Source organism: Limihaloglobus sulfuriphilus (assembly GCF_001999965.1).
In the GTDB taxonomy this organism is placed as follows: domain Bacteria; phylum Planctomycetota; class Phycisphaerae; order Sedimentisphaerales; family Sedimentisphaeraceae; genus Limihaloglobus; species Limihaloglobus sulfuriphilus.
On record NZ_CP019646.1, the window covers coordinates 1,563,344 to 1,580,410 of the forward strand.

At 47.6% G+C, this 17,067-nt stretch carries 13 protein-coding genes; 10 read left to right on the forward strand and 3 right to left on the reverse strand.

Annotation, left to right across the window (positions count from 1 at the left end):
• Positions 1 to 8: 8 nt before the first annotated feature.
• A complete protein-coding gene (locus tag SMSP2_RS06050; protein ID WP_146683098.1) occupies positions 9 to 1,163 on the reverse strand; it encodes a GntR family transcriptional regulator in 1,155 nt (384 codons plus the stop codon).
• 8 nt (positions 1,164 to 1,171) lie between these two features.
• Positions 1,172 to 3,604: a LamG domain-containing protein gene (locus tag SMSP2_RS06055; RefSeq protein ID WP_146683099.1), complete on the reverse strand. Its 2,433-nt coding sequence runs from the start codon at positions 3,602 to 3,604 to the stop codon at positions 1,172 to 1,174.
• Between the two features lie 436 nt (positions 3,605 to 4,040).
• Between SMSP2_RS06055 and SMSP2_RS06060 the strand changes: the two genes are divergently transcribed.
• From SMSP2_RS06060 to SMSP2_RS06105, 10 genes are all read left to right on the forward strand, one after another.
• Complete coding sequence (locus SMSP2_RS06060; protein ID WP_146683100.1) at positions 4,041 to 4,868, forward strand: type II secretion system protein; 828 nt, start codon at positions 4,041 to 4,043, stop codon at positions 4,866 to 4,868.
• Between the two features lie 140 nt (positions 4,869 to 5,008).
• A complete protein-coding gene (locus tag SMSP2_RS06065) occupies positions 5,009 to 5,779 on the forward strand; it encodes a PEP-CTERM sorting domain-containing protein (RefSeq protein ID WP_222566417.1) in 771 nt (256 codons plus the stop codon).
• A 190-nt stretch (positions 5,780 to 5,969) separates the two neighbouring features.
• Positions 5,970 to 7,721 carry an aminodeoxychorismate synthase component I gene (gene pabB, locus SMSP2_RS06070; RefSeq protein WP_146683102.1) on the forward strand — a complete coding sequence of 584 codons (1,752 nt, stop codon included), beginning with the start codon at positions 5,970 to 5,972 and terminating at the stop codon, positions 7,719 to 7,721.
• Positions 7,722 to 7,921: 200 nt separating this feature from the next.
• On the forward strand, positions 7,922 to 8,395 hold the full coding sequence (locus SMSP2_RS06075) for an ApeI family dehydratase (protein WP_146683103.1): 474 nt from the start codon (positions 7,922 to 7,924) through the stop codon (positions 8,393 to 8,395).
• 143 nt (positions 8,396 to 8,538) lie between these two features.
• Positions 8,539 to 8,931, forward strand: coding sequence for an acyl carrier protein (locus SMSP2_RS06080; protein ID WP_146683104.1), 393 nt, complete (start codon positions 8,539 to 8,541; stop codon positions 8,929 to 8,931).
• A 93-nt stretch (positions 8,932 to 9,024) separates the two neighbouring features.
• Positions 9,025 to 9,513: a 3-hydroxyacyl-ACP dehydratase FabZ family protein gene (locus SMSP2_RS06085; RefSeq protein ID WP_146683105.1), complete on the forward strand. Its 489-nt coding sequence runs from the start codon at positions 9,025 to 9,027 to the stop codon at positions 9,511 to 9,513.
• Positions 9,514 to 10,827, forward strand: a complete 1,314-nt coding sequence (locus tag SMSP2_RS06090) for a beta-ketoacyl-[acyl-carrier-protein] synthase family protein (RefSeq protein ID WP_146683106.1) — start codon at positions 9,514 to 9,516, stop codon at positions 10,825 to 10,827.
• Positions 10,827 to 12,134 carry a beta-ketoacyl-[acyl-carrier-protein] synthase family protein gene (locus SMSP2_RS06095; protein WP_146683107.1) on the forward strand — a complete coding sequence of 436 codons (1,308 nt, stop codon included), beginning with the start codon at positions 10,827 to 10,829 and terminating at the stop codon, positions 12,132 to 12,134. The genes SMSP2_RS06090 and SMSP2_RS06095 overlap by 1 nt, the downstream gene beginning before the upstream one ends.
• Before the next feature lie 4 nt (positions 12,135 to 12,138).
• Positions 12,139 to 13,404, forward strand: a complete 1,266-nt coding sequence (serS, locus tag SMSP2_RS06100) for a serine--tRNA ligase (protein WP_146683108.1) — start codon at positions 12,139 to 12,141, stop codon at positions 13,402 to 13,404.
• Between the two features lie 50 nt (positions 13,405 to 13,454).
• Positions 13,455 to 15,938 (forward strand): ComEC/Rec2 family competence protein, encoded by a 2,484-nt coding sequence (locus SMSP2_RS06105; protein ID WP_146683109.1) that lies wholly within the window; start codon positions 13,455 to 13,457, stop codon positions 15,936 to 15,938.
• On the opposite strand, the gene SMSP2_RS06110 is transcribed toward SMSP2_RS06105, so the two are convergent.
• Entirely contained in the window at positions 15,935 to 17,050 is a 1,116-nt protein-coding gene (locus SMSP2_RS06110) for a Nif3-like dinuclear metal center hexameric protein (RefSeq protein WP_146683110.1), read from the reverse strand. The genes SMSP2_RS06105 and SMSP2_RS06110 overlap by 4 nt on opposite strands.
• Positions 17,051 to 17,067 lie beyond the last annotated feature (17 nt).

Here is a 17,067-nt window from a genome sequence, read left to right on the forward strand (position 1 = left end):
CATTCCTTTCAAAAATCTTTTGTCTTATCGGGTTTTATGTTAGATGTTGATTTTCGCACTATCAGCTCAGAAGAGAGCAGTATTTGTCTTGCGGGCATGTCGCGGTTACTACTTCGGGATTCTATCGCCCGAATAGCCTCCGCTGCCAGCGCATCAACCGGCTGCCGCATGGTTGTCAGAGGCACAGGCAGGTATGCGGCAATCGGTGAATCGTCGAAGCCTGTTAACTTTATTTCTTCGGGAATCTTTATGCCCCTTCCAAGCATTTCTCTCATTAAGATGGCCGCAAGAGTATCATTTGTGCACATTATACCATCGGCATCAAGCCGGTCAAGATACTCAAAGCAGCTTTCGGGCCGCCGCGGGTCTATCTTGTGGAGACGCAGGTCTTCCCACGAAAGGCCGTGTTTTGCCATAGCTCTGCGCCCGCCTTCTATACGTTCATTAACGCTGCTCGGTGCTAATCCTATCACGGTTACAATATCTATTTTTCTGCAGCCTGATTCAATCAGGTGCTCGATAATGTCAAAACCGCCTCTGCGGTTGTTAGTTTCAATAATATCAAAATCGCTATGTCCGTTAGAGGGATTTAGATCTCTGTCCAGCAGAACAACTATAGCCCCCGACTCCTTGAGTGATTTCGCCAGCTCCTCATTTATTTTTATGTCTTCTTCATTAAGATCCAGCGGCATAAATACGACAGCATCAACCTTCTGCCGTATAAGTTCCATACAGTTTCTCCTGGCATATTCCTTTAAAATAACAATATCATTATCAGGAGGCACAGAATTTACCAGCAGGGAAAAACCCCGCTCGCTGCCGTAATGCGACATTTCAGTAATGAGAGAACCGAAAATACCGTTGTGCAGTGTCTTTTCGGCAATACTTGCAAGCAGTCCGACCTTACGGCCTTTGGTTTCATTTTCAGGATAGGACACAAAGCTGCCCGCTCCCTGGCGGCGTGAAACAAGCCCCTGCCGCTGGAGACGGCGCAAAGCCTTGCTTACAGTCGGGCGTGAGGCTTTGTATATTCTGGAAAGCTCAAGCTCCGTCGGAATTTTATCTCCAGGGGCATATTCGCCCCTGGAGATTTTTTCCGCAAGTTTATCACTAATCAGCTTATGCTTGATTAGTTTTTCTTTTTCTATTGTGTCTATCGGCATTGTTAAATTTAATTCTCTGGGAACAGAATTTCACTGAGCCAATCTGCTGTTAACAATTGCAGATCCTGCGAATCAACCGTATTGTCCTCAAGAAGATCTGCTGCTGAATCGAGAGCTACCTCTTTGGGTTCTGTCTCGCCGTAGAGAGTAAGAACCTCTTCCCAGCTCAGAGCATAGTCGTAGATACGGAACTCATCAACCTTGCCCTTCATACGCTGTACGAAAGACGGCGACGCACCGATCATAAACTGACTTATCTGCGGCATGGTTTCAGCTGTGTAGTTCTCGGCTATCAAATCACCGTTCATAAATATACGCATGGCTCCGGTTGTTATATCCTTTGTGAACACATAGTGATTCCAAACGCCTATATAAGCATCTGTGCCTCTGTATGTTGCGTCCTCCTGAACAACCTCGCTGTTGTCGGTAACAAAACGAACTCTCATTGGAGCGGCAACCCACGGAACATAACCGTTAAAGACGTTTGCCGGAGAAGACGGGAAACCAACGAATACAGGTGCGTGTTTATTTTCTTCGAGTACATGAAGATTGACCCAGACCGAAACAGAAACCGCATCGGTGACGTTGTCAAATACCGAAGCCGGAACACTTACGTTTCCAACCTCAGCGACGTCAAGCAGATCAATACATCCTCCGACAGCACCTTCAGTGGAATATTCAGTGCTGAACAGAGTCCTTGTACCGTTGTACAGTGACGGATCGCTGCCGTAGGTTGACCTGTTAGTTACTGTTTCTGCAAACATTCCTTCGTCCTCAAAGTCGTAATAAACCACTGGATCACCGGCCACTGCCTGAGGTGTCACAGTGTATCCTGTAGCAAGCCAGTCTGCGGCAAACACGTTGTAGTCCGCCAGGTCAACAACGCAGTCGTTGTTCAGGTCGCCGGCCGGTCCAAGATCAGCTACGCACCTCTGCGGATATGTGTAGAAGCTGTCTATGAAGATATCGCCCTGGCCGCCGTCAATACCAAACGCAACTTTTTCAACACTGGTCAGATCTATTGACCCATTGTCAAAATCTGCAATAGCGACATCCCAGGCGGTCCAGGCCTCCCAGTTCTGCTGATCGAGAGAGAACGATTCGCCGCCGTAATTAACCTTGCTGCTGTTACTGGAGCTGTCTGTTAGCGTAATATAAAAGTCATTTGACATCGAGGTATTGTCGGCATAGCCGTGGAATAACACACTAAGACTTTCGAGACCGCCGGCTGTGAAATTAAGAGCTTTGCTGAATGTCTTCTCAGCATATCCGGCCGAACTGTAAGAAAGCTGAAGCGACTGCGTACCCATTCTTACAGCTGTGCCTGCCGAAACATTAAGATCGCTGCCAACCCATGCGGTCACATTGGAATCAAAATTATCAATCAAAGTATCTTCTAACAAGGTGAAATCCCAAACCAGCCCTGTTTCTGTGCCGGCTGTGCTGACCTCGTCAACCCGCCAGTAAATAGTCTCCTCGGGGAAAACTTCCTCGGTGAAACTGTAAAATGGGTTTGTGGTCGTGGTTATGTAAGCAGGTGAAGTTTCATCAACCGCCGCATTAAGTTCATCAAGATCTGTAGAAGCGTAAAGAATGTGAGATGTAGCGCCAACGCCGGCTGTCCAGCTCAGCTCAACAGGGTTTGCCTCCATCAAAACATTAAGAGCCGATGATGCCGCGGGGCTCGGCTTGCTTGCCTGCTCGGGCTTAACCTCAATAGCTGTAACAACTACAGTGCCGTCAAGTACTTCCACTTTTAGCTCGCCGGTACCGCTGTTTGCCGTGCCGTCTCCATAAGCAGTCAGGGTACCCTCGCCGATCATCTGCTGGATGACGGGCAGCTCTGATTCTGGAAGCATAAGAGTTCCGTCATTACGAATATCTATGTTGTAATTGCCTTGTATGATAAGATTGCCGACGTACATCTCTCCGCCGTGAACCCTGACATAGGCCTGGGCATCGGGATAAGTGGCAGGGGAAAACATTTGTATAGTCAGTCCCTCCAAATTGATATATCCTGATGTGATCTCAAGAATACCAACCGCGGTCATGGCTATATCAAGAACTCCCTGCACCTCCAGCTCGCCCCCGCTAACGAGAACCTTTGATGTCTGTCCGACATATCTGGATATCAGCTTGGCGTAATCAAGGCATACCATTTTTCCCGCGGCTATCTCAACGGACGCTTCGCCGGCAACACCAGAGCTGGCAATTCGAAGTCCTTTGTTGATGTGGGTCTCACCGGGGGCGGAAAAAATCGGCATAACTCTGCCCTCAACATAGTCAATCTGGGGCAATTCACTTTCACCCGGCACAGAACCGGTTGCCCAGTTGTTAGGGTTGAACCAGTCAGTGTCCTCCGCACCGTTCCAGTTCGTAGCGGCCATTACACTTGTTGCCGCAAAAAAAGAAACTACCGTAAGTACAATGATTTGTTTCATTTTAATCTCCTTTTTAACATACTATTACCAATCGGATACTAAAGGTATTACAAAACCTTTATATTAACATCGTTAAAATTTAACATAAGATGCAAATAATATCAAGCCAAATATTGACAAATACAAAAATTTGTAATCACTTTTAATTTGCACGGCATTACAGCCGTTCAACAAAGGCAAAAAAACAAGCATTCTCTGCTTCAACTACTTGTAGAAACAAATCTTACGACTACACCCCACAACAGAATAACTTCAAAGATTGGAGTAAGAAGAGTAATTTATAGATAGATAGATATAAATATAACAAATTTTTATTCAGAAAAGTATTGACATTTGTAAACATGTTTAGTTATAATTACTGAGTCAGTATTGCAGAGTATCAGAAAGTTGCAGGCTGAGTTGTTTAAATTATGTTTTTAAATATGGAGTTTTCGCAATGACTGTTCGAAAAAAAGCATTTACGCTTATAGAGCTTTTAGTTGTAATATCAATAATAGCCCTCTTAATGGCAATACTCATGCCGTCTCTGGCAAGAGCACGCAAACAGGCCAAATCAGTAGTATGCCTATCCAACCTGAAGCAATGGGGATTGATACTTAACCTCTACGCCCAGGACTACGACAACGGCATAAACCCCGGGCCCTCATCAGAACAGAGAGATGAAGACGGTCGAGATATCCGCTGGATGCAGGTCATGCGGACTTATTACGAATCTCCCGATATCAGAGTCTGTCCGGAAGCCAGTATTCCAACGAGCGAGAGAATCAAAGGAGGTTATCAAAGCCTTGAATATGCTTGGGGAGTGTTTACAGAAGCATCCGGGCCCCAGGTAGAGGAAGGCGATTACGGCAGTTATGCTCTAAACTGGTGGGCGTGCAACCCCTCGAGCGAAGCTGTACTGCCCGGGCCCGTTAAGCCATATTATGATAGGTACTGGAAAAAGCTGGCAAACATGACGCCTGCCGACCAGATCCCCCTGGCAGCCGACAGCACATGGTACGGCGTATGGCCGCTTATGATGGACATGCCGCCAAAGGCGTATGTAAAGGCCGAATATGGAACATCTTACATAAAGAATCACATGCGGAGGCTCTGTGTTGACCGCCACAACATGAAAGTTAACATGATATTTGCTGACATGCAGGCAAAACCAGTTGAAATGAAACACCTTTGGAACCAGAGATGGCACAAAGGCTACGATACAAAAATGATTACCGACGAATTTTTCCAGCAGACCGGAGCAAGCTGGATTTTGAAAAAATAATTATTTCCGGCAAGTTTTTAAGTTTATTACTACAGTTACAAAGAGTTGTTATTGTACCGCAGTCTTGATGATTGCGTTGCAATTTTAATCAAAGACAAGAATGTTGTTTAGTTGTAAGGAGAAATCCAATGAAAAAGAAGTTGTCAACCCTATTTTATGTACTGGCAGCAGTGGTATGTCTAAGCAGTTACAATGCTTATTGTGCTGTGACTTGGACCGGCAATGGCGATGCAACAAGTTGGCATGACGGTAATAACTGGGACATAGATGGTGAGCACCGACCGCCGACAGTTGCCGACGGTCAATTCAGTCTCAACGATCCCCTGCCGTACAGCGCGACCGGCATCAGTATCAGTGGGTCAACGCCGGCCGAAGCAAGTTTAAGAGAAGTGGGGGTCGATATAACAATCGACGGTGGTGTATTTACCAACTCCAATTGGTTTGTCCATGCTGCCTTAACGGGCTCAAATGCCACTTTTACGATTGAAAACGGAGGCATTTTTGAAACAGGTAGTCAGCGAGTGTATATCTCGAACTGGGGAACGGGTGTGTTCAATCTTTATGACACCAGCGTGCTAAATAACACGAACACCTTAGGAATTTTTCTTAGTGATAAAAGCGCGAGCAACAGCACAGTTAATCTTTACGGCGGAACCATAAACGCATTGCTCCTTAGAGAAGGAACAGGGAATTTTGCCATTAACATCGAGAACGGAAAGATTGTCTTGTCCGGCGACCACCGCACATGGTATGCTAACTATTCAAATAATTTCAACCCGATAGGCGGCATGACTGAGATACTCGTACAATACGATACTGACCTCGATCAGACCGTTATAAGCGCAGTTCCCGAACCTGCAACAATGGCATTGCTTGGAATAGGTATGCTGCTAATTAGAAAAAAACATTGAAAGTCATAAACCACCCTTAAATGGCGGGCAGAGGAGCAGTCTTCTGCCCGTTTTTTTTTGAAGTCCGAAAATGCTGGAAAAACATGCTTTAATCGGTAAAATCATTAACCGACTTATTCATATCAAAAAAATTGGCTGAATTTTAAAACTATCTGAAGTTCGCGAAAGACATGTTTCAAAGCAACGGACAATGAATACGGTACTGATACAGACTGGAGACTACTCTGAAACCCGCTGGTACAGCTTTGAGGGGCTCAGGGAAATCATCCTCGCTCAAGAGCTTGAAAAGGTGACTGAGAGTATTTTAAAAGTTGAGAAGTTCGTTTCACAAGGTTATTACGCGGCTGGTTTTATCTCTTATGAAGCCGCGGCGGGATTTGATAAAGCACTAAAGGTAAAAACTGGCTCTAACAGGCTTCCCCTGGTGTGGTTTGGAATTTTTAAAAAAATCCATCTGCTCGACAAGCTGCCCGCCACACACAGAAACTTTACTGCCGGCAAATGGAAACCTCAAATATCCAAAGCTGATTACCTGAGAAATGTTCAAAAAATCAAAGAATACCTCGGCAAGGGTGATACTTACCAAATAAATTACACATTCCCGCTGCGGACAGACTTCAAGGGATCCCCGCTCGCACTTTTCAATTATCTCTGCGGGATATACCCTTCAGGCTACAGTTCACTGATAGAAACAGATGATTTCGCGATATGCTCTGTTTCACCTGAGCTTTTCTTTGAGCTTGACGGCGAGAATCTTAAATCAAAACCGATGAAAGGCACCGCCCCTCGCGGCGTGACCAATGCTCAGGACAAGCAAAACTCTCAAAATCTGCGAACATGCCTTAAAAACAGAGCTGAAAACTGCATGATAGTGGATATGATACGCAACGATATGGGACGTATCGCCAAGCCGGGAAGCGTAAACGTGCCGGCGATGTTTGAAATTGAGAAATACCCCACTGTTCTCCAGATGACATCAACAATAAACTGCCGAACAGCCGCACCGTTCAGTGATATTGTAACAGCTCTTTTCCCCTGTGCTTCTATAACCGGAGCTCCAAAGGTTAGGTCGATGAAGATAATAGACGAGCTTGAAGGCTCGCCAAGAGGTGTTTATACCGGCAGCATCGGATACCTGCTTCCGGGAAGAGAAGCAAGGTTTAACGTAGCGATAAGAACGGTAACAATAGATAAAACAATTTCTTACGCAGAATACGGAACCGGCGGCGGCATTGTCTGGGATTCAACCGGTCAAATGGAATACGAAGAAGCCGCGTCTAAGACCCGCGTTCTCAATACAAACTTCCCTGAATTTGAGCTGCTGGAATCTATTCTCTGGGAAAGCGGCGACGGCTGGCTGCTGCTCGACCGGCATATAAGCAGGCTCAAAGACTCGGCTGAATACTTTGACTTCTCCTTAAACACAAGCGAGATAAGGGCTTCGCTTGAATCTCATGTATCCGCCCTCTCTGTCGGCAGCTATAAAATCAGACTTCTGGTGTCTAAGAATGGTAAATTCCATATTCAAAGTGAAGCAATAGCTCCATCAAATATCAAAACACCGCTGCGGTTGGCAATAGCCAAAGAGCCGGTTGACATTTCAAACCCGTTTCTCTACCACAAGACTACCTGCCGCGGCGTTTATCATAAATTCAGAAATTCTGTTCCAGACTGTGATGATGTGATCCTGTGGAACGCGGCAGGAGAGATAACAGAAACAACTATAGCAAATATAGTTATAGAACAGAACGGCCGATTGTTTACTCCGCCGGTAGAATGCGGGCTCTTAGGGGGCAGCTTCCGTGCTGAGCTTCTGGAAACAGGAAAAATACAGGAAGCTGTGATAAAAACAAAAGACCTTGAACGCGCAGACACAATATACACAATAAACTCCGTAAGAAAATGGACAAAGGCTGCGTTGTCAGTCAATGATAAATCATAACTTCGCAGGCAAAACACCCGCAAAAACACATCGTAAAAGTAAAACACTTGTGCTTCAATAAAAGGGAAATCGCAGAAAATTGTTTCATTTGCTTTTCTCCGGTCTGAAAAAAACGGAAAAAACTGGAAAAACAGATATTTGTTATTAAAATCATCACCCTGAATGTTAAAAGTTATTATATATCTACATTAACGAAGATCATGAAATATTCACTTATAGACAAAATAATCGGCCTCGAAGAAGGCAAAAATATAATCGCCGTGAAAAACGTATCACTGGCAGAAGAGTACTTAGGCGATCACTTTCCGCTGTTTCCGGTACTGCCCGGGGTGTTTCTGCTGCAGGGCATGGTCGAGACGGCAAGCTGGCTTGTACGCAGCAGCCAGGACTTCTCAAACAGCATGGTACTGCTGGAGAGGGCACGAAACGTTAACTATAAGAGTTTCGCGGCACCGGGAATGTGCGTAGAGTACACGGCAGATGCCAAAAATATAGACGAGAAAAGCAGCTCATTCACCGTATCAGGCCGCAGCGGCGGCGAAGAGATAGTAAAGGCGAAAATCGACCTGCGGCACTTTAATCTCGGCGACGAAAATCCGGCATATTGCGACACTGACACCGAAATGATCGCCAAACTCAGACTCAAACTCAGGCTGCTGACACAAAATTCGTAATTTATGGCGGATTATTTCTATATCCGGCTCTGATTTTGCTGGATTTTTCCGCGTATTTGAATATATTCACTCTTTGTGTTTAAAGACTTTACAGGATAAAAATAATATTAACTTAAGAAAACTATGCGGAGGTTTTATAACCAATGGCAAAAACACGTGACGAAATCTTTGAAGAAGTAAAGGAACAGCTCGTTGACGCTCTCGGTCTTGACGACGACGAAGTAACTCAAGACGCGACACTTATGGGCGACCTTGGTGCAGAGAGTATCGACTTTCTTGATATAGTATTCCGCCTTGAGAAGGCTTTTGACATCAAGATCCCCCGTGAGGAGCTTTTCCCCGCAGAATCTGTAATGAGCAACCCCGAATTTGTTGAAGACGGCAAGCTCACAGACAAGGGTCTGGCAGAGCTGAAGGCAAAAATGCCCCATACCGACCTGAGCGGATTTGAGAGCGATCCTGACATCAACAAGATCCCGGATCTCTTTACCGTTGAGAGTATTGTAAACTTCATTGAAAACAAACTTAACGGCTAAGCCTTAAGCTGTAATAATTGAACTATTTATCAGAAACTCTCTCGTTTATCTGGAGTGGAGTTTCTGATTGTTTTTATTGCGAAATTATAATATATGCGTTGGATATGGATAGATAAGTTCGTTGATTTTCAGAGCGGCAAGTCGGCCTCTGCGATCAAGAATGTTTCACTGGCCGAAGAACACCTCCACGATCATTTCCCCGGTTTTCCGGTAATGCCCGAATGCCTGATGGTAGAAGCAATGGCTCAAACCGCCGGTATTCTGGTTGGCGAAGCCGGAAAATTCAAGGAAAAAGTGATCCTGGCAAAGGTCAACAAGGCCCAGTTTTTTAAATATGTTCGCCCTGGGGATCAGATCAGGCTCGATGCGGAGATATTATCAATCGCCCCCGAAGCGGCAAGCACGAGCGGCCGGATTAGCTGTGAAGGAGAAACCGTTGCCGAGATAAACCTGATGTTCAGCCATCTGGACAACAACATCTCCGGCAGGAAATTCCCTGAGGAAAACTTCGTTTTTACCGAAATGTTCGAGTGGCTGCTAAGAGATTACGCGGCGAGCCAAAACATAGCGGAGCAATCGTAAATGAAAACCCGAAATGTACTTATAACAGGACTTGGAGCAATCAGCCCTCTTGGCCTATCGGCAGAAGAGCTTTGGAAAGGGATATGCGAGGGCGTTTGCGGACTCAAGGAGATAACCGCTTTTGACGCATCGGGTTTTGAATGCCGAATTGCCGGCGAAGCCCCTGAATTCAAGGTGAACAAATTCGTCCCGAAATATCACCGTAAAGCTACTAAACTTATGAGCCGCGATATCCAACTCGCCGTTGTTGCCGCGGACGATGCAGTAAGATCAAGCGGCCTGATAACAAAGGCAATAGACCCTGACAACGTGAGCATTGATCCGGAAAGATTCGCAATAAACATCGGCTCAGGTATGATAAGCTGCGATCTGCCCGAGCTTGCTCCGGCCGTCGCGGCAAGCCTGGTTGACGGTAAATTCAACATTAAAGCCTGGGGCGAAGAAGGTATATCAAAGATAACCCCCCTCTGGCTGCTGAAGTACCTGCCGAATATGCTTGCCTGCCATGTCGGGATAATCCATGACATAAGAGGCCCCGGCAATAATATAACCCTCGCGGAGGTTTCAGGTCTGGTTTCTGTTATAGAAGCCGCGCAGACTATTGACCGCGGCGATTCGGATGCCGCTCTTGCCGGCGCCGCCGAAGCAAAAATCAATCCCGTTGTATTGATGCGCCAGCAGCTGCTAAAACGCTCATTTACCGGCAGTTGTGACCCTCCGGAAACAGCTTGCAGACCTTTTGACAAAAATGCCCGCGGCAGTGTATTCAGCGAAGGCGGCGGCATTGCGGTATTAGAAGATTCAGACACTGCCGCATCAAGAAACGCGAAAGTTTACGCCCAGATTGCCGGCTGCGGCCAGAGCATGAGCCTGAACAAAAAATTCGAATGTCTCGAACCCGGCGGCAAAGGCCTTGAAATCGCCGTTACCGCCGCTCTTAAAGACGCCGGCATAACCGCGGCGGAGATTGACCTTGTATTGCCGCACGGCACGGGTGTTGCCGGTGATGATGCCGCCGAGGCGGCCGCCCTTTCAAGGGTATTTGGCACAGAAGCCCAAAGAGTGTATTTCCTTCCAACCAAAAGCATGATTGGTCATTGCGGAGCCGCATCGGGAATAATTGATATTATACTTGCTTGCAAAGCCATGGAAAACAGCTATATACCCGCAGCGAAGAACTGCGAAGAAAACATATCAGGCCTGAAAATCAGTGACAAGCCGATAGAGAAAAAAATAAATTACGCCCTTTGCTGCGGCTACACATTCGGCGGTCAGACAGCCGCTGTTGTCCTGAAAAATCCGGAGGTGAAATAATGTCACACCGTATTGTAATAACAGGAATGGGAATGGTTACCCCCGTTGGCCACGACGTTGAAAGCGTGTGGAAGGCATTGCTCAGCGGACAAAGCGGCTCTGCCCTGACAACAGCCTTTGACGCTTCGACCTTTCCCACTAAATTCAGTGCAGAAGTAAAAAACTACAACCTGCGCGATCACATCTCCAGCTGCCAGGACCACTGCGAAGCCCTTAAGGGTACGTCTTTTGTACTTGGAGCAGCCGCACAGGCATGTCGCCAGGCGGGCATCGACACCGAGACGGATTCGCCTTGTGATAATATCGACAGGGCCAGACTCGGTGTCTATCTTGGCGCCGGCGAGGGCTCGGTTGACAATGACACTTTTTTCGAGTCAATTGAAAAGTCCTGGGATAACGAAAATGGACAGATGGACTGGCCGAAATGGACGGCTTACTCAAACGAGAACATGAGAGCGTACAGAGAACTTGAGCAGGAACCGAGTATGCCCTCTGCCCACCTGGCCATATTCGCCGGTGCACGAGGAGTTGTCCGCAGCTGCCTGACAGCATGTGCCGCCAGTACCCAGGCCATCGGAGAAGCGGCAATGCTTATCCGCCGGGGTGATGCGGATATTATGCTCGCAGGCGGATGCCACTCCATGATACACCCGCTCGGAGTAACAGGATTTAATCTGCTAACCGCACTCTCGAGACGCAACGACAGCCCGGAGACGGCTTCAAGACCGTTCACCGCAACCAGAGACGGGTTTGTCCTCGGCGAAGGCGGGGCTGTGCTTGTTCTTGAATCGCTGGAATCGGCAAAAAGAAGGAACGCCGCGATTCTTGCAGAGATAACCGGCTTCGGAAGCAGCTGCGATGCGTTCCGTGTAACAGATATGCACGAAGACGCCCGGGGCGGAACCGCCGCTATTATTGCTGCGCTTAAGGACGCGGGAATAACAAATCAGGATGTTGACTATATAAACGCTCACGGCACAAGCACAAAAGAAAATGACTCTATTGAAACCAAAGCCATCAAAAACGCCTTTGGCGAAAATGCTTACAAAACACCTGTCAGCAGTGTAAAAAGCACTCTCGGCCACCTGATCGGAGCCGCCGGCGCATCAGAGCTTATTACGTGCATAAAGGCGATTGAAACCGGTATAATCCCGCCGACGGCAAATTACAATGACCCTGATCCTGAACTTGACCTTGACTACGTTCCAAATGAACCGAGGAAACAGGCGGTCGTAGTCGCTGTCAACGAGTCATTCGGATTCGGCGGCCAGAACGACGTTGTTATAGTGCAGAAATACCAGGAGTAACACCATGATAGATATTAAGCTCATACGGGAAAACCCTGAAAAGTACGTCAAAGCGGCCAGAGATAAACATTTCGATGTCGATATTGACAGGCTTATGGAGCTTGACGGCATATTTCGCCAGGCAAAGGCAGACCTGCAGGATATAGCTACCGAAAAAAATTCCATCGGCAAGAATATCCCCAAGATGGCCGCGGAAGAGAAAAAAACCGCATTGGCCAGACTTTCCCGGCTCAAAGAGCAGGAATCCGAATTCAACGAAACCATAAAAAACGTTCAGCCCGAGCTGGACGCTCTTCTGCTGCTTGTGCCGCAGCCGGCAGACGATGATGTGCCGCTGGGCAAAGATGACACGGAAAATGTTGAGCTGAGAACCTGGGGGCAGATACCTGAATTCGATTTTGAGCTCAAAGACCACATGGAGCTTGGCACTTCACTTGATATTATAGATGTCCCCCGCGGGGTAAAACTTGCCGGCACAAGAAACTATTTTTTAAAGGGTGACGGCGCAATTCTGCACTGGGCAGTGTTGAGATTTGCCCTTGATTTAATGGTAGAACGGGGATATGTTCCGATGTCCGTGCCGCTGCTGATGCGCGAAGAGGCAATGCTGGGAACAGGTTATTTCCCCGGAGCCGAAGAGCAGACTTACCAGCTCGAACGTGATGAACAGTACCTTGCCGGCACTGCCGAGGTTCCGGTAACGGCTTACCACAGCGGTGAGATTTTAAATGAAGATGAGCTGCCCAAAAAGTTCTGCGGACTTTCAACCTGCTTCCGTCGCGAAGCCGGCGCCGCCGGCAAAGATACCCACGGACTCTACAGGATCCACCAGTTTGACAAGGTTGAACAGGTGGTAATCTGTAAAAATGATCCGGAAGAAAGCAGAAAATTCCATGACGAGATTCTTGCTAACTCCGAAGCGGTACTCCAGGCCCTTAACCTGCCCTACCGCGTGGTAAATGTCTGTTCCGGAGACCTTGGCAAGGGCCAGGCAAAGAAATACGACATCGAAACCTGGATGCCTTCACGCAAGAGTTACGGCGAGACGCACTCGGCAAGTAAATTTTACGATTTCCAGGCTCGCAGGCTCAACCTTCGCTACAAGGATTCAAACGGCAGAAACGTTTTCTGTCATACGCTGAACAATACAGTTATAGCCTCTCCGCGGGTATTGATACCGCTGATTGAGCTGAACCAAAACCCCGACGGAACGGTTAATATACCCGGGCCTCTGCAAAAATACACCGGCGGTAAAAAGATAATCAAATAGGCACCAGAGAACACCCGTCTCTGCTGCGGTATTAAACTTCATAGGGCAGGATGGACAGGATTGAGTACAACATTGAGCTGCTCAGAAGGCGTATATCGCCCGAACATAATATCCTCACCCATACCGTAAACAGAAGCCCGCTTTTGCTGCCCGCGGCAGGAATAACTGGCGGTATTTTATTGCATGAGTTTTTCTCAACCTATCTGCTTGCCGCTGTTGCTGCTTTCATTACAGGGCTCTTCGCTCTGGCTGTCAATAAATTCGGCACAAGAGGAATCATTGCCCTGCTGGCGGTTTCAGCCGGAATTTTGCTGGGATACGCAAGAATAGATTTTTTCAGCCGGTATGATTCCGCTGATATAAATTCCTGCAACTTCAACGAAAAGGTACCCCAGGTAATATCCGCGACGGTGCTGACCCATCCTCTGAAAAAGCCCCCGCGTAACTGGAGTTTTTCATTTGCTGATTTCCAGGATGAACGTACTTCCATCTACGCCCGTGTTAATTCAGTTTTTAACGGCACTGACCATCAGCCGGCAGACGGTAAAATCTTTGTGACACTGCCGGCGGCAAAAGGCGATCCGGTCTTTGACGCCCTTGCACCCGGAACGCATATTAAAATGAACTGCATTATGAGAAAGCCCCGTAAGCAATCCAATCCGGGGCAGTTTGATTTTGCAGGTTACCTTGCCGCCCAGAAAATAAAATACACAGCTTTCACAAATGACATAAAAGCGATTGAAATAACCGGCAGGGATAAATATTCGCTAACCAGCTTGAGCGGCGTATTCAGGACAAAGGCCCTTGAGCTGCTGGCAAAGGGGTTTGACCGCAGTGAACCGGCACTTAACATGGCGGCGGCAGTTACGCTGGGCGAACGCTCCACCCTCCCGCCGGCGATGTACGAATCGCTGAGAAAAAGCGGGCTGATGCACCTCTTGAGCCTTTCCGGCCTGCATATAGGCATGATAACCGCGATGATATGGTGGCTGGGCAAACTGTTCGCTTTGACACGAAAACAGCGGGGGGCATTGTGTCTGCTGCTGCTGATGCTTTTTATTCTGGCTGTGCCTTCACGATCGCCGGTCATAAGAGCCGCCGTTGTATGCTCAGTGTTCTGCCTTTCCGCGATTCTGGGAAAACGTGCCGTCTCCTTCAACACGCTTTCACTTGCAGCGATTATTTTACTGCTTGTCAATCCGAGAAACCTGTTTAACACGGGGTTTGTGCTGTCTTTTCTGGCGGTTGCCGGTATTCTCATTTTTTACAAACCAATCCAGAACCGGCTGGTGAGCGTACTTAAGATTGACCGGATCAACAGCCGTATCACAAGGTGGCTGTGTTATTATATCTTATCAATCTTAACAATGGGAACCTGTGCTATGATATTCGGCGCGGGGGCATGTCTGTACTATTTCTACGGAACCAACATCCTCTCGCCCGTATGGACAATACTTTCAATGCCGGTTTTCAGTATTCTGCTCTCGGCGGGATTGCTCAAAATTGCCGCGGTTTCAGTTATACCAGGGATAGAATATATATTTAACCCTGTTCTTGAATGGTGTGCTCTGATATTCAGTAAACAGCTGGAATTGACAGCTGCCATACCGGCAGGTTTTATCCAGACCGGCAGTATCAGTGCAGCTCTAATAGCGGCGTTTTACCTGTGCCTGCTGATCTTTGCATATTCCAGCCATTACCAGAAACGACTGCCCAAAAGAATCTCTGCCGGCGCTGCCCTCGCGGTCATCTTGATGATTCTTGCCGCTAAATGGACAAACTCCCATCCCAACGGGCTAAGGCTGACCGTCTTCTCTGTTGGACACGGGGCATGCTCCATGATAACACTGCCCGATGCAAGCTGTTATATAATGGATTGCGGCTCAAAAAACATAGACGATCTCGGCCGCAGTGTGATAATTAATTACGCCGCGTACAGAGACATCAAGACAGCGGACGCGGCGATTTTGAGCCACAACCACCTTGACCACGTCAACGGAATAGACGGCATTGTAAACGGCCTGCGGCCCGAAAAGATAATTGTAAACCGTTATTTTTGCGACGAAAGCAGAAGCGTTGCCCGCACGGTAATGGAGATCGGCAAAGGCATAATCAATTCACGGCCTGACGACTTTTCCGACTGCGATGCGGTTTTCAGCTTTTACTCACCCCAAAAGATTCCCGCCAACGACATAAACGCTCAGTCAATGGCGGCTGTAATCGAATACGCCGGCAGAAAAATCATCTTCCCAGGAGATATGCCCCCACAACAGCAGCGGCAGATGCTTGAACAAATCCCAGATATCCGGGCTGACATTCTCATTCTGCCTCATCACGGCTTCAGTAAGTGGGCTCAACCTTCCTTTATAGAACAGGCATCACCTTCTATTGCCATAGGCAGCTGCCGCGAATACGACTACCTCAAACGCGGATTCAAAAGTGACGGCATAACCACATTTTATACCCCCGTTAACGGCTGTATTGAGATACTTATAAAGCCGGACGGAGAAATAATCGCAGAAACGATGCACTAAAGCTGTTTCCAGGTGAACGGATCTTTATCTTTGCGGCTGATATGGAAATTCACGCCTTCTAAGCTGCCGCTCAGAATAGACTTGAGCTTTGAAAGCATAAACCTCTCCGAGACCGAATGACCAAGACAGATACAGCTCAGTCCGCTTTCCTGTGCATAAAGGGCATCATGATGTTTAAGCTCGCCGGTAATATAGATTTGGGAATCATTTTTTACAACTTCCCTTATCACGCTGCCGCAAGAACCGGCACAGACCGCCGCTCTGCTGAATTTCCCCGTTTTGCGGCCGATTATCCCGGCAGACTTACAGCCTGTCGCGGCTTTTAAACGATCAAGAATGCCATTGAGCGTGAGCGCCTTTTTCAGCCTGCCGATCCTTCCTATCCCGTACCGTTTTCTTTCTGTCTCAAGGCTGATTATGTCATAAGCCGGCATCTCATAGGGATGGGCGGTTTTCATTGCCGCCACGACGTTTGCCAGATGAGAGGCCTTTACTATTGTTTCAAAGCGGTACTCTTCAACCTGCTCAAGCCTGTCCCTGGTGCCTATAGCCGGATTTGATCCTTCAAGCGGCCTGAAAGAACCAACTCCTTCTGTGAAAAACCCGCACTCGCTGTACGAGCCTAACCTGCCGGCGCCTGCATCAAATACTGCTTTGCTGACCTTGTCAACGTACGCCGTAGGTATAAAGACTACAAGCCTGTAAAGTCCCTCAACAGAAGTATCCTCCACATACTCGCCTATTGGCGAAGTGTCTTGCAGTCCGATCATTTCTGCGAGCCCGTCATTTACCCCGCCGCAGACTACATCAAGGGACGTATGAACAGAACAGGCAGCGATATTATTTTTAATCAGCTTAAAGACTACGGGTTTATCGCCGGCAGGAGTGATTTTCTTCAGCCCTTCAAATATAACCGGATGATATGAGACGATAAGCCCGCATTTTTTGGAGGCAGCCTCCTCAGCGACCGCATCAGTTATATCAACCGCAAGGAGAACGTCTTTTACCTTCTCTCTGCCGTCACCGATAAGCAGGCCGACATTGTCCCAGGGCTGGGCGAGACCGGACGGAGCGATTTTTTCAAGCCGGTTTAAAACATCTGAAATTAGCATATCTAAACCTCTTCTTA

Bases quoted from the DNA above. Each gene is read 5' to 3' on its own strand.
- SMSP2_RS06060 (WP_146683100.1), top strand. From the start codon at position 4,041: ATGACTGTTCGAAAAAAAGCATTTACGCTTATAGAGCTTTTAGTTGTA.
- SMSP2_RS06105 (WP_146683109.1), top strand. From the start codon at position 13,455: ATGGACAGGATTGAGTACAACATTGAGCTGCTCAGAAGGCGTATATCG.
- pabB (WP_146683102.1), top strand. From the start codon at position 5,970: ATGAATACGGTACTGATACAGACTGGAGACTACTCTGAAACCCGCTGG.
- SMSP2_RS06055 (WP_146683099.1), bottom strand. From the start codon at position 3,604: ATGAAACAAATCATTGTACTTACGGTAGTTTCTTTTTTTGCGGCAACA.
- SMSP2_RS06110 (WP_146683110.1), bottom strand. From the start codon at position 17,050: ATGCTAATTTCAGATGTTTTAAACCGGCTTGAAAAAATCGCTCCGTCC.
- serS (WP_146683108.1), top strand. From the start codon at position 12,139: ATGATAGATATTAAGCTCATACGGGAAAACCCTGAAAAGTACGTCAAA.
- SMSP2_RS06050 (WP_146683098.1), bottom strand. From the start codon at position 1,163: ATGCCGATAGACACAATAGAAAAAGAAAAACTAATCAAGCATAAGCTG.
- SMSP2_RS06085 (WP_146683105.1), top strand. From the start codon at position 9,025: ATGCGTTGGATATGGATAGATAAGTTCGTTGATTTTCAGAGCGGCAAG.
- SMSP2_RS06080 (WP_146683104.1), top strand. From the start codon at position 8,539: ATGGCAAAAACACGTGACGAAATCTTTGAAGAAGTAAAGGAACAGCTC.
- SMSP2_RS06095 (WP_146683107.1), top strand. From the start codon at position 10,827: ATGTCACACCGTATTGTAATAACAGGAATGGGAATGGTTACCCCCGTT.
- SMSP2_RS06075 (WP_146683103.1), top strand. From the start codon at position 7,922: ATGAAATATTCACTTATAGACAAAATAATCGGCCTCGAAGAAGGCAAA.
- SMSP2_RS06090 (WP_146683106.1), top strand. From the start codon at position 9,514: ATGAAAACCCGAAATGTACTTATAACAGGACTTGGAGCAATCAGCCCT.